Source organism: Aeromonas sp. PI_26 (assembly GCF_027854445.1).
Classification (GTDB): Bacteria; Pseudomonadota; Gammaproteobacteria; order Enterobacterales; family Aeromonadaceae; genus Aeromonas; species Aeromonas veronii.
Map to the genome: position 1 here is coordinate 1 of NZ_JAJNOE010000005.1, position 13,122 is coordinate 13,122.

Annotated in this window: 11 protein-coding genes and 1 pseudogene; 9 read left to right on the forward strand and 3 right to left on the reverse strand. The window is 57.1% G+C overall.

Annotated elements, in window-relative coordinates; translation table 11 throughout:
* Positions 1-956: hypothetical protein (locus LRL22_RS07260; protein WP_270905067.1), on the reverse strand; the 956-nt coding region annotated here is incomplete at its 3' end.
* A 305-nt stretch (positions 957-1,261) separates the two neighbouring features.
* On the opposite strand from LRL22_RS07260, the gene LRL22_RS07265 reads away from it, so the two are divergent.
* The 5 genes from LRL22_RS07265 (at position 1,262) to LRL22_RS07285 (ending at position 7,069) form a co-directional block, all read left to right on the forward strand.
* A complete protein-coding gene (locus tag LRL22_RS07265; protein WP_005347636.1) occupies positions 1,262-2,500 on the forward strand; it encodes a uracil-xanthine permease family protein in 1,239 nt (412 codons plus the stop codon).
* A gap of 549 nt (positions 2,501-3,049) precedes the next feature.
* The gene (locus LRL22_RS07270) at positions 3,050-3,781 is read left to right on the forward strand and encodes a substrate-binding periplasmic protein (RefSeq protein ID WP_270905068.1); all 732 of its coding nucleotides are present in this window, start codon (positions 3,050-3,052) and stop codon (positions 3,779-3,781) included.
* Positions 3,782-3,845: 64 nt separating this feature from the next.
* Positions 3,846-5,372: a methyl-accepting chemotaxis protein gene (locus LRL22_RS07275; RefSeq protein WP_216975452.1), complete on the forward strand. Its 1,527-nt coding sequence runs from the start codon at positions 3,846-3,848 to the stop codon at positions 5,370-5,372.
* A gap of 376 nt (positions 5,373-5,748) precedes the next feature.
* Positions 5,749-6,540, forward strand: a complete 792-nt coding sequence (locus tag LRL22_RS07280; RefSeq protein ID WP_216975450.1) for a winged helix-turn-helix domain-containing protein — start codon at positions 5,749-5,751, stop codon at positions 6,538-6,540.
* Between the two features lie 10 nt (positions 6,541-6,550).
* A complete protein-coding gene (locus LRL22_RS07285; protein WP_005353702.1) occupies positions 6,551-7,069 on the forward strand; it encodes a hypothetical protein in 519 nt (172 codons plus the stop codon).
* On the opposite strand, the gene LRL22_RS07290 is transcribed toward LRL22_RS07285, so the two are convergent.
* Positions 7,059-7,478 carry a GNAT family N-acetyltransferase gene (locus LRL22_RS07290; RefSeq protein ID WP_216975448.1) on the reverse strand — a complete coding sequence of 140 codons (420 nt, stop codon included), beginning with the start codon at positions 7,476-7,478 and terminating at the stop codon, positions 7,059-7,061. The two genes, LRL22_RS07285 and LRL22_RS07290, sit on opposite strands and share 11 nt — an antisense overlap.
* A 160-nt stretch (positions 7,479-7,638) precedes the next feature.
* On the opposite strand from LRL22_RS07290, the gene LRL22_RS07295 reads away from it, so the two are divergent.
* A complete protein-coding gene (locus LRL22_RS07295; RefSeq protein ID WP_128816009.1) occupies positions 7,639-8,139 on the forward strand; it encodes an SRPBCC family protein in 501 nt (166 codons plus the stop codon).
* Between the two features lie 205 nt (positions 8,140-8,344).
* Here the strand turns inward: LRL22_RS07295 and glk are convergent.
* A pseudogene (glk, locus tag LRL22_RS07300) lies at positions 8,345-9,316 on the reverse strand (glucokinase); the annotation flags it as partial.
* A gap of 347 nt (positions 9,317-9,663) precedes the next feature.
* Here glk and LRL22_RS07305 point away from each other — a divergent pair.
* The 3 genes from LRL22_RS07305 to befA all read left to right on the forward strand — a co-directional run bounded on the left by LRL22_RS07305 (position 9,664) and on the right by befA (position 13,120).
* Complete coding sequence (locus LRL22_RS07305) at positions 9,664-10,518, forward strand: MurR/RpiR family transcriptional regulator (protein WP_005334759.1); 855 nt, start codon at positions 9,664-9,666, stop codon at positions 10,516-10,518.
* 163 nt (positions 10,519-10,681) lie between these two features.
* The gene (pyk, locus tag LRL22_RS07310; RefSeq protein WP_005353698.1) at positions 10,682-12,121 is read left to right on the forward strand and encodes a pyruvate kinase; all 1,440 of its coding nucleotides are present in this window, start codon (positions 10,682-10,684) and stop codon (positions 12,119-12,121) included.
* 213 nt (positions 12,122-12,334) lie between these two features.
* Positions 12,335-13,120, forward strand: coding sequence for a beta cell expansion factor BefA (gene befA, locus LRL22_RS07315; protein ID WP_005353696.1), 786 nt, complete (start codon positions 12,335-12,337; stop codon positions 13,118-13,120).
* Positions 13,121-13,122: the final 2 nt, after the last annotated feature.

Consider the following 13,122-nt stretch of genomic DNA (forward strand, 5'->3'; position numbering starts at 1 on the left):
TTGTTGCCGTTGGCATCGACGGCATCCACACCGTTGTCATCAACGCCATTGCCAAACCCGCGGCCACCCCCATGGCGTTCTCCCCCTGCATGTTTTTCTCCACCAGCATGCCGTTCACCTCCACCATGCTGCTCTCCGCCGGCATGCTCGCCTTGGCCGCCACTGTCATCGCTGCCCCCATCGCTGCCACCGCCGCTGTCGCTGCCTCCGCCGTTGTTGCTGCCTCCGCCGTTGTTGCTGCCTCCGCCGCTGTTGCTGCCTCCGCCGCTGTTGCTGCCACCGCCGCTGTTGCTGCCTCCGCCGCTGTTGCCACCACCACTGCTGCCCCCACTGCCACCATCGCCATCTTTGTTGTGAACGATCAGCTCATTGGCGATGTAGCTATGGCTGCCATCGAGCAGCAGATTGAAGAGTGCGGTAGTGGGAGGCGCCTCGATCCAGCAGAGTGACTCAACCAGCAGTAATTCCGGCTGGGATTGCAGGGCCAGATTGCCCGCCACCATGACAGGTGCCGGGCGACACATTATCTGCATGCCGGTAAATAGCGGCAGCACCGCCAGTTGCGGGTTTTCGGTTCGGGTCATGGCCGGTGAGATGGCCGCCCAGCCCTGCGTGGTCAGCAGAGGGTGCTCTGCGGTAAAGAACGGGGGCAGATCATTGATCCCGTAGAGTCTGCGCTTGCCCAGTATGACCCGTTCGATCGCCAGGATCCGGTTACTGCCGCCGTGCTGATCCAGCACCCGTTCACCGACCCGGAGCGTCTCTATCGGGCGGGTGGAGCCATCGGCCATCGTGATGCGAGTGCCGGCGATAAAGCAGGACTTGGCATAGGCCTGATTCATTTGCCACTCATTGTGGGCGAAATCATAACTGAACGGGTTTGCAAACAGGGCGAGTGCGATGGCCGAGCCAATAAGCAATCTGCGCTGGCTGGCCTTGAATGGGGGCTGTGACATGGGGACTCCTTGTCCATCTTGATTCACAGGATCCATTATAGAGCGCCCCCTAGCGGTGGCATCTTTGACCATGAACACAATAAACATGATGGAAAAACGATTGGCGTTCGTCACAATAATGCGTAAAATCGCATACTCGATGCTTGTAGCAACGAATCCCGCCTAAAAAGCCAGTTTCATGCCCTTCCCAAGCAGTAAAAGGTAACAGGTGACGTATTTGTGTTCATTTTGTGCCTTGAAAAAGTCTTGTGATGACTGAAAAGTGATAAATATCCCCATCAGTTATCAAAAAATTAAGGACATCCATGTTTTCCTTAGTCAAGCAAAGTGTCGCCGGGCTGCAAATCCTGTTTGTCGCCTTCGGTGCCATGGTTCTGGTGCCCCTGCTCACCGGACTGAACCCCTCCATGGCCCTGCTTGGCGCCGGTGTGGGCACCCTGTTGTTCCAACTCTGCACCCGCCGCCAGGTCCCGATTTTCCTCGGTTCCAGCTTTGCCTTCATCGCTCCCATCATCTACGCCACCCAGACTTGGGGATTGCCATCCACCATGTTTGGCCTGTTTGCCGCCGGTTTCATGTATTTCATTCTGGCTGCGCTGATCCGGGCAAAAGGGATGGGTTTTGTGCACAAATTGCTGCCCCCGGTGGTGATTGGCCCGGTGATCATGGTGATCGGTCTTTCTGTGGCTCAGGTTGCCTGCAACATGGCGATGGGCCGCGCCGGTGGTGAGCAGGTGGTTCCTGCGGGGACTGCGCTGACGCTGGCCGGTATCTCGCTGGCGGTCACCCTGATTGCCGCTGTGTTCTGCAAGGGGTGGATCAAGCTGATCCCCATCCTGTGCGGTGTGATTGCCGGTTATGTCTCGGCGGTGTTCATGGGCCAGGTGAGTTTCGATGGCATGGTGAACGCCCCCTGGCTGGCGCTGCCCCACTTCGAAACCCCGGAGATCAACTGGGCTGCTGCGTTGTTCATGTTGCCGGTAGCCATCGCCCCCTGTATCGAGCATATCGGTGGCGTGTTGGCGATTGGTGGCGTGACTGGCAAGGATTACACCAAGGATCCGGGTTTGCACCGTACGCTGGCCGGTGATGGCATCGGCGTCTGCTTCGCCGGTTTCATCGGTGGCCCACCCGTGACCACCTACGCCGAAGTGACCGGTGCCGTGATGATCACTCGTAACTTCAATCCGGTCACCATGACCTGGGCTGCGGTGTTTGCCATCATTCTGGCCTTCTTCGGCAAGTTCAATGCGCTGCTCACCTCCATCCCGATGCCGGTGATGGGCGGTATCATGCTGCTGCTGTTCGGATCCATCGCTGCCATCGGTCTCAAGACGCTGGTGGAATCCAAGGTGGATCTGGGGCTGTCACGCAATATCGCCATCGTCGCCGTGACTCTTACTGTCGGTGTCGGTGCGCTGGAGATGAAGATTGGCGACTTCGCGCTGGCCGGTGTTGGCCTGGCCTCCGTTGCCGCCATCCTGCTCAACCTGATCCTGCCTGCGCACTCCGAAGAGGGTGTGATGGACGCGGCCAAGGATTGAGTTTCACCAGACGTTCACGTTGACTTGTAGAAGGCCACCTCGCGGTGGCCTTCTCTGTTTCGGTTATCTAGCGCCACTTTTCGGCTCGGCGGAGCTCATCTGGAATCTAATTTGGAAGCAGATGAGGGGGTTAGCACTCTCATTTGACGTATCTCTTTTCGTGACCTTAGCTAAAGGACAGGTTTGGCTCTGAGGTCTCCTCGAGCAGTATGGGAAAATGGATGTTGGCGTTTTCTATCATTTCTCTCCCAGACCCTGGTCATTAAACGATGCGCTTCTGCTTCGCCACAGCGCTGTTGTATGGCAGAGGTTTATCCGCCCCCTCCACACTCCCCTCATGCTGCCCTGGCATGTTTCCACCTCGATTTGTCGTGAGCCTCCCCCGCCGGTTGTGTTTCGTTGCGCACTGGCAAAATCCGGATCTGTTTGCTGCTGCACATGGGTGGGCGGCGAGCCGTGAAAGCCGGCATGACCCCAGCGGGTCAGATGTGCACCGCCATCGGTAACGGCGGATGTTCAGGGATGAATGGCAAGCAAAGCGAGGTTGCAATGAACTATCAACTGCTGTGGAAAAGTGCAATTTTTTCAGTCTCTTCCATGATGGCGATAAGCGCTGTTCAGGCTGCGCCACTGAACGTGATGACCGAGGATTACCCTCCGTTCAACATGCAGGGGGAGGGGGGCAAGATTGTCGGGCTATCGACCGAGGTGGTCGAAGAGCTGCTCAAGCGTGCCGGCGTCGAATACAAGCTGACCCTGATGCCCTGGAAGCGGGCGTATGAAGATACCCTCAGCACTCCCAACACCGCACTCTACTCCACGACTCGTACCCCGGAGCGTGAGGCGCTGTTCAAATGGGTGGGGCCGCTGGTCAATAACAACTGGGTGTTCTTCTCCAGCTCGACCGCCAATATCACGGTCAAGTCGCTGGAAGATGCCAAGCAGTATTCGGTGGGTGGCTATAACGGTGATGCGGCCGCCGAATATCTCAAGGCCCAGGGATTTGCCAAGTTGCAGCTGGCGGCCAACGATACCGCCAACGTGAAGAAACTGGAGGCGGGCCGCATCGATCTTTGGGCAACCGGCCAGTATCTGGCGCCTTATCTGGCCAGCAAGGAGAAAGTAGCTTCACCCAAGCCGGTCTTCGTGTTCAAGGAAACCCAGATGAGCTTGGCGTTTAACAAGGATACGCCCGATGAGCTCATCACCAAGCTCAACGAGATCCTCGCTGCCATGAAGGCGGATGGCACCATCGACAAGATCAATGCCAAGTACCAGTAACAGTACCAATAGCAAGTGCCGCTCAATGGCACTGCGCCGGCTGCCGTAAAACCGGGAGGAAACCATGGATTGGAAAAGTCTGACGTTCAGGATTGCCGTGTTGACCTCCCTGTCGGTGAGTCTGCTACTGGTGTTGTTTGGCGCTTACAACTACCACGCCGTCAAGGCGGAGAGCTACAGCAAACAGAGTGCGCTGGTCGAACAGGCCATCGGTCGGCTGCAGCTCTCCCTGCCCGGCCCGCTGTGGAATTATGAATCGGCCTTCATCGAGGCATCACTCAAGTCCGAGCTGGCGGCCGATATCCTGAGTGCTTTGCTGGTGGTCAACAAGGACAAGCTGGTGGCCGGGTTTGCCCGTGACACGGCGGGGAGCATTGCCCCCGTGACAGCCATGCCTGCCGATACCACTGCCTATGGGGGATATGATCTGGTCTATGACGACAGCGGCCAGAAAAACACCGTGGCCCGATTGCTGGTGCAAACCAGTGATGCCGCCATTCAGGCCCAACTGCGCCAGCAGTTGATCACCACCGTCTGGCAGATCCTGGTGCTCGATCTCTGCATCATCGCCCTGTTGATGGTGCTGATTCATCGCAACGTGCTCAGGCCGCTTCACCAGATGAATCAGGCGGTGTTCGATCTGGCCAAAGGAGAGGGGGATCTGACCCGGCGTCTGAAGATTAGCCGCCAGGATGAGATGGGCGCGTTGGCCACCAACATCAACCACTTTATTGCCAAGTTGCAGGAGATGGTGGCGGAGATCAACGAGCTCTCTGCCGGTGTGTTGCAAACCGCCGAACTCTGTGACTCCCTCTCGGCAGATACCCGGGTAGGCAGTGACGCCCAGCAATCCGAGCTGGATCAAGTCGCCACCGCCATTACCGAAATGAGTCAGGCTGTGCAGGAAGTGGCTGGCAATGCGGTGAAAACTTCTGGCGCCACCGATGAGGCCAACCTCTATGTGGAGCAGGGTTACAATCTGGCGGGCCATGCCAATGAGGCCATCCATCAACTGGTGGGGGAGGTGGAGCGAGTCGCCACCCTGATGCGCACCCTTTCGACCGAAAGCAGCAGCATTGGCACCATCATTGAGGTGATCAACGGCATTGCCGAGCAGACCAATTTGCTTGCCCTCAACGCGGCTATCGAGGCGGCGCGGGCGGGGGATCAGGGGCGCGGTTTTGCGGTGGTGGCGGATGAGGTGCGCACCTTGTCGGGCCGTACTCGCCAGTCGACGGAGGAGATCAGCGCCAGTATCAAGCGGTTGCAGCAAGCGACTCAGAATGTCGGTGCCGGCATGCAACAGAGTCAGGAGAAGGCATCCCGCGCCGGCATCGAGGCGGCAGATGTGCAGACATCGGTGGAGAAGATTAAAAATCAGGTCAGCCTGATCCGCGAGATGAACATGTATATCGCCCAGGCATCGGAAGAACAACACTCGGTGGCGGAAGCGGTCAGCCACAGCGTCAACCGGATTGCGACGCTCAACAGCGAGAGTGCGGCCAGAGTTGCACAGGTTGCCGAGGCCAGCAGCGATCTGCGGCAGCTGTCGGCCCAACTCGACACCCTGCTCAAGCAGTTTCGGGTCTAGTCAGTTCACCTCGCCCCGTTGGATCATCCTGCGGGGCAGGTAAGGTTCCCTTTATTGTGAGCGCTGCGAGATGTTGTTAGGGGCAAGGGGCCTTGTCCTGCAGCGTTTTTCGTCATGCCCATGTCACTGTTCAGCTGAGATTGGCGTGACCGCGATACGCGAAACTCGCAGCATCATGCTCTGCCCGATACGCAGTCCGACAGCGCTGGACGCATATTTTCATTTTCCCCGCTCATGCCTGCCTGCATCTATTGTGCCGCTGATCTCGACCCTTTAGAATTTCGTTTAATTACAGCGAGTCCTGAGCCGCCATCTGGCTTTATCAGGTGTGGAATCCCATCTTCTTCATGATGAATGCAAATAACAGGTGGTTGGTATGACGGGGGTTGCGCCAGGCAATAACATATCAGCCTATCACTTCGGTGATTATGTCTTTGATGTCAAAAGGCGAGAGCTGATCTTCTGTGCCGACAAGGACAACTTACAAAGTGCCCGGGTGGTGCGCTTGTCATCGGCAGAGAGCCTCATTTTCAGCTATCTGCTCGATCACCATGACGAGGTGTGCGACAAGGATCTGTTGCTCGATATCGGCTGGTTGGGTCGCCCCATCAGCCCCAACTCCCTGAACGTGGCTATCGCTAATATTCGCCGCCACTTCGCCTCATCCCCCCAGACGCTGGATATCAGAAGTACCCCGAAAAAAGGGTACTCCCTGCATCTGAACTGCAAGATGAAGAGCTATTACGGCAAGGCACTGCCAACAGAGAGTGAGCCCTTGCCCGAGCCGATGAGCGAGCCCACGCCTGCAGCGGCTGCGCAGCCACCGTCGACATCACCAAGCTCCGACCACGAGGTCATCAAAGAGCCTGCTGCTCCCCGTTCTTTTGGTGAGCGCGCCAAACTTGCCTTTCTCAGCGGTATCGGGCGGCCAATGCTTGCAAGGGGCCTGATATACGTCAATCTGCTACTGGTTGTGCTGATGGCGTTTGTCGCCAGCTATCTCCATTTCGAGTGGCTCCATGTGCACTGCACCGACTCGCCGACCGGCGTTGTTTGCCAGATGGAGGCACGGAGCGATGTGTCACCAGTCAAACCAGCATCGCTGGTGCTTGTCTCCGGCCACCAGGTTCGCGTGCTTTCCTATAAAGAGCTCGAAAAAACGCTGTAAGGGATCTCTGATGAAACGAACGCTGAAAAATACCTTGCTGCTGTTGCCACTGCTTGTCGTGCTGCTGTTTGTGGTCGGGATGTTTATCAACAGTCTGGGCTGCCATTACGACCTGAAGATGTCGGCCAATGGAGTCAACTATCACGGGGTGTGCCGCTGGGGCAAAATCACCGTGATCGAAGAGGAGGAGGCGACCAGGGAGAAGTGGCGGGTGACCGGTTTTCAACTGACCTTCTTCAACCAGCTTGTTTACCTCATCGACAGTCGTACCCAACTGCACGAATCGGGTAACGATGACTCCTATCTCAATGAGTACAACCTGATCCAGTCGCAATATGCGCTGGTCAACTATGCCTGGGTGCCGCTGACCGAAAACAAGGTGGCAATTTTCCAGCGCGATCCGGTGCACGAGGTCGTGATTGCTCAGCGAGATGGCTGGTTCGATCTCTACCGCTGGTTCTTCCCCCCGGCACCGCTGGTGCCTGTTCAGCCACAAAGCGCAGGTGCCGGGCGTCCCGCTAGTTTCTAAGCAACTTGCACCAGGGACCGGTGACCTCGCAGTGGCCTGTCTCATCACTGTTTTGCCAGCCCAGCCTATGGTAGAAGGCTACTGCCGCCGTGTTGCGGGTCGCAACCTTGAGCGAGCCGTGCGGCGAATCAGCGAGGCCCCGCTCCAGCAGGGCGCGCCCTATCCCCTGACCGTGCCAGTCGCTTGACACATAGAGGTGATGGACGAAGTGATCGGGCTGCCAGATGGCGATAAAGCCGCAGATATTGCCCCCCTGCTCGGCGACCCACACCTGTTCACCTTTGGTCTGCACCTGGAAATCCTCGAGTTGGAAACGGGCGGGATCAACCCAGTGAAAGGTGTGGCGGCGGCTCTTTAAAAACAGCCGGGCCAGTTGGGGAATGTCGTGTTCTTCCATGAGCCGGATCATGATGCCCTCCCGGATCAAGCCAATGTTCATTGAGGCTGCTGCACAGCGGCAGGTTAATCGATGCAAATGACAAGGGTGTGATTAAGCACTGTCCATTGTATTTGCCATGGGGCTATACTGCCGGAGTCCCTTGTATGGATGGCTTGAGGATCGCTGATTTATGGACAATAAACTGATTGAAGGCAACATTTTTGTTCCGGCGCACATAGACGATGTCTGGCACGCCTGGACTACCGAAAGCGGTCTGCGCAGTTTTCTGGCTCCCGAATGTTTGATGGTGGCCGAACCGAATGGTCCTTTCGAGATCTACTTCAGGCCTGATGCCCCGCTGGGTGAACGTGGCAGCGAAGGGTGCCGGGTCATGGCCGTCATGCCCTATGACCTGCTCAGTTTCAGCTGGAATTTCCCGCCCAGCCTGCCCCATATCCGCCAGCAAAAGACCCAGGTTTGCCTGCGATTTGTGCCGGAAGGGCAGGGGACTCGCCTCTACTTCCTCCAGAGCGGTTGGGCCAATGATCCGGATTGGGATCAGGGTTATGCCTATTTTCGGGAAGAGTGGCTGGAGACCAGCCTGCCACGGTTGCAGTACCGTTTTACCCATGGCCCCATCGACTGGAATAATCCCCCCGACAAGACGCAGCTGAAGGCGTTGGCCCAGTAATCCCGGATATCAGACATAAAAAAAACCGGCCAAAAGGCCGGTTGAAACAGTTCAGGCTTGTCAGGTGACAAACGTATCCAGCGGATGAGAGTCGCTTTCCACTCCTTGTGAAGCACAACCCTCTTGGTTACGTGCGGCTACTTTATGCCATTCACACTGAATCGAGGCTGAACCATGGATGATCCCGCCTCGTTCCCCTCTTTAATCAGATAGTGATCCCCATCGACTGGCGCAAGTAAGCGCCCGCTCCGAGCAGCCCCGGCCCTTCATGGGTGATCAGAAACACCGGGATCTCCTTGAGGTAGGACTTGAAGCGCCCCTTGTCTTCAAAGGCGACCCGGAAACCGGAACCGGTAAAGAACTCCTGGAAGCGCGGCACTATGCCACCTGCGATATAGACGCCGCCAAAGGTGCCCATATTGAGGGCCAGATTGCCGGCAAAGCGGCCCATCAGCACGCAGAACAGGCTCAGAGTGCGGCGGCAATCGAGGCACTCACCCGCCAGTGCGCGCTCGGTAATGTCTTTGGGGGCAAACGGTTCGGGCTCACGGCCATCGGATTTCACCAGCCCGCGATAGAGATTGACCAGACCCGGACCGGAGAGGAAACGCTCTGCCGAGACATGGCCCAATTCGCCTCGCATTACTTGCAGCACCGCATCTTCCTCTTCGGTGTTGGCAGCAAAATCCACATGACCACCTTCACCCGGCAGACTCAGCCACTGCTCACCCGCCTTGACCAGATGGGCGACCCCAAGGCCGGTGCCCGCACCATAGATGGCGATGGGCTTGCCCGCTACCGGCGCGGCGCCGCCAAGCTGGATGCGATCCGATTCAGCCAATACCGGCACCGCCATCGAGACCGCAGTAAAGTCGTTGATCACTTGCAGGCGTGCCAGCCCGAGATTGCTCTGCATCTCGCTGATGGAGAATTCCCAGCTGTGGTTGGTCATGGCAACCCAGTCACCGTTGATGGGGCAGGCGATGGCGATGCAGGCTTCAGCCACCTGAACCTTGTGTTCCTCCAGATAGAGGCGTACCACGGCTTCAAGGCTGGGGTGGGCCAGACCTGAGTAGGTCTTTGCCTGAGAGATAGTACCGGTGGCCAGCTCACACAGGGCCAGACGCGCATTGGTGCCGCCGACATCGCCGACCAGCGCATGGGTATGCTGCATAACAACTCCTTCGTTACAGGATGGGGACGACTCTGGTGTCCCGAGATTATTGTTGGATTATGACGGCCCATTCTATCCGAGCTCAGGCTTGCTCACCCGCCGGATCGATACAAACGTGCGCCTGCTCACAGTGTTGTTGCTTTGCAACATTTGTAAGCGCTTTCATGGCTAGGTGACGTTTTGTAACGAAAAGTACGAAATAATTAGAGATGAGTCATACTTTGTATGGCAGGCGTTAGTTGCGATAACCGCTTGTCTTGTATAGTCCTTAGCTTGAATGGAAACTTGCTTAGCCGTAGATTGAGTGCAAAGACACTGAAGCTAAATTACAAAAACGCCTGGTGGTGATGATGAATACCCTTGATAAAATTACGAACAACTTGGAAAGTTTCAGTAAATCAGAACGCAAGGTTGCCGAGGTGATCCTGGCGTCTCCCCAGACCGCCATCCACTCCAGCATCGCCGCTCTGGCCAAGATGGCCGATGTCAGTGAACCGACCGTCAACCGCTTTTGCCGCCGTCTCGATACCAAGGGCTTTCCTGATTTCAAACTCCATCTGGCCCAGAGCCTGGCCAATGGCACCCCTTACGTAAATCGTCATGTGGAAGCGGAAGATGGGCCTGATACCTACACCGCCAAGATCTTCGAATCCACCATGGCTTGTCTGGATGCCGCCAAAAACAGCCTGGATATCTCTGCCATCAACCGCTGCGTCGATATCCTGACCCAGTCCAAGAAAATCAGCTTCTTCGGCCTTGGTGCCTCCTCCGCCGTTGCCCGCGATGCCCAGAACAAATTCTTTCGCTTCAACATTCCGGTAGTGAGCTTTGACGATATCGTCATGATGCGCATGAGCTGCATCAACAGCAGCGAAGGGGATGTAGTGGTGCTGATCTCTCACACCGGTCGCACCAAGGCGCTGGTCGAAATCGCCGCGCTGGCTCGCGAGAACGACGCCACCGTGATCGGCATGACCGCCAAGGACTCCCCGCTGGCCCGCGAGTGCAATCTGGTGCTCTCCATGGATGTGCCGGAAGATACCGATGTCTATATGCCGATGGCATCCCGCATCGCCCAGCTGGCGCTGGTGGATGTGCTGGCGACCGGGTTTACCCTGCGCCGGGGGATGAAATTTCGCGAAAATCTGAAGAAAGTAAAAGAGGGATTGCGCGAATCCCGCTTCGAAACCCCGCACTCTTCCTGAACCGTCGGGGGCTCCGGCCCCCGACTGTCTATGCCACCCGCCTTGGTGTAGTATTGTAATTTAATAACAAAAACCACCCAGATGGTTTGTAAACGGGTGCATCGAGCCATGGGCTTGATGGGGCAGAATCTCAAGTCATATCAACTTCATATTGGAGTCTTTCATGCCTAGACGTACAAAGATTGTAACCACACTCGGTCCGGCTACCGACCGCGAAGGGATCCTAGAAGGGATCATCCGCGCCGGGGCCGACATGGTGCGGATGAACTTCTCTCACGGCACTGCTGAAGACCATATCCTGCGCGCCAATCAGGTGCGTGACATTGCTGCCAAGCTCGGTCGTCACGTCGCCATCATGGGTGATCTGCAAGGCCCGAAAATCCGTGTTTCCACTTTCAAGGATGGCAAAATCTATCTGGCCATCGGTGACAAGTTCATTCTCGACGCGGCGCTCGGCAAGGGTGAAGGTTGTCAGGAGCAGGTCGGTATCGACTACAAGAGCCTGCCAGACGATGTGGTGCAGGGCGACATCCTGCTGCTGGACGATGGCCGTGTGCAGCTGAAGGTCGAGCAGGTTGAAGGCACCCGCATTCACACCACGGTGACCGTGGCCGGGCCGCTCTCCAACAACAAGGGCATCAACAAGAAAGGGGGCGGTCTCTCCGCTCCGGCCCTGACCGAGAAAGACAAGGAAGACATCAAGACTGCTGCCCGCATGAATGTGGACTATCTGGCTGTCTCCTTCCCGCGCTGTGGCGATGATCTGCGTTACGCCCGCGAGCTGGCCCGCGAAGCCGGTTCCAATGCCAAGATCGTGGCCAAGGTTGAGCGCGCCGAAACCGTCGCCACCGATGAGGCGATGGAAGACATCATCCTCGGTTCCGATGCTGTGATGGTCGCCCGTGGCGATCTGGGTGTCGAGATCGGTGACCCCGAGCTGGTTGGTGTGCAGAAGAAGCTGATCCGTCACTCCCGTCGTCTCAACCGCGTTGTCATCACCGCCACCCAGATGATGGAGTCGATGATCAATGCGCCGCTGCCGACTCGTGCAGAGGTCATGGACGTGGCCAACGCGGTGCTGGATGGTACCGATGCGGTGATGCTCTCTGCCGAGACTGCCGCCGGTCAGTTCCCCATCGAGACAGTGACTTCCATGGCGAGCGTCTGTGTCGGTGCCGAGAAGCACCCGAGCCTGAACGTCTCCAACCACCGCATGAGCTACACCTTCACTTCCGTTGAAGAAGCTGTAGCCATGTCCACCATGTATGCGGCCAACCACCTGGAAGGGGTGAAGGCGATCGTGGCGTTGACCGAGTCCGGTACCACCCCGCTGCTGATGTCCCGTATCAGTTCTGGTCTACCGATCTTCGCCATGTCTCCCCACAACAAGACCCTGGCCTGGACCAATCTCTACCGTGGCGTCACTCCGGTGATGTTTGACGGTGACGAGACCAAACCGGTCTACGAAGTGTGCCGCGATGCGCTGGCCGTGCTCAAGGATAAGGGGCTGTTGCAGAGCGGTGACATGGTGCTGCTGACTCACGGTGACAAGATGGAAACCGTGGGTAGTACCAACACCTGCAAGGTGATGATGGTCGAATAAGCCCGTCCGGTTTTACTGTGCTTAACAAGGCTGCTCCTCTTTGATGAGCAGCCTTTTTGTTAACCGCTGTCGGGCTGTGGCGGGATAAGCAGGACTCAATGATTGCTTAACCGGATTCCCCTTCCGATAATGCGGGAGTGATTTTCAGCGGGTAGCCTGTTGTAGGTGATCGCCCCAGGTAACCCAGACACTCGACAATACGGGAGTGAAAAAATGAACAAGCGTAACTGGTTGCTGGCCCTGTCACTGAGTCTGGCCTTCTCACCCTGTTATGCCGACTGGGCCAAGCTCAAGGCCGCAGCGTCCGATCTGGGAGCGGCAGTGAGCGAGACCAGCAAGGAGGTGTGGCAGGATGTCAGTGATTTCTCCAAGAAGAGCTGGGCCTCCATCTCGGCCTGGGGGGAAGATGCCTTCAATACCGCCGGGGTCTGGACCGACAAGAGCATTGCGACCGGCAAGGAGTGGCTGAAGGCGGCCGACAAGGAGCTCAACGAGATGCTCAACCCCAAGACGGCGAAAGAGGCGAGGATCGCGCTCAATACCATGGCCGACACTGCGCTGATCCGGTTGTTCAACGAGCAGCCATCAGCCAAGTTGTTGTTTGACAAGGCTTATGGCTATGCAGTGTTCGATTCGCGCAAGTTCTCCCTAATGTTGCATACCAATCAGGGGGCCGGGGTGGCAGTCAATCGCAAAACCGGCAAGCACACCTATATGAAGATGTTTGGTGCGGGTCTGGCGGCCGGGATTGGCGGCAAGTTCTATCAGCAGGTGATCCTGTTTGAAGACAAGGCCAGATTCGATGCCTTCGTGACCCAGGGGTGGGAGGCCACTTCCGAAGTGGGCGTGGTGGCCGGCAAGGAGAGCGCCGAGCTTACCGCCAAATACAATGGCGGCATGGCCATCTACCAGATTGGTGAGAAGGGGTTGCTGCTCGATGCCAATATCTCCGGTTCCAAATACTGGATTGACAAGGACTTGACTGAAACGAGCCGCTAATC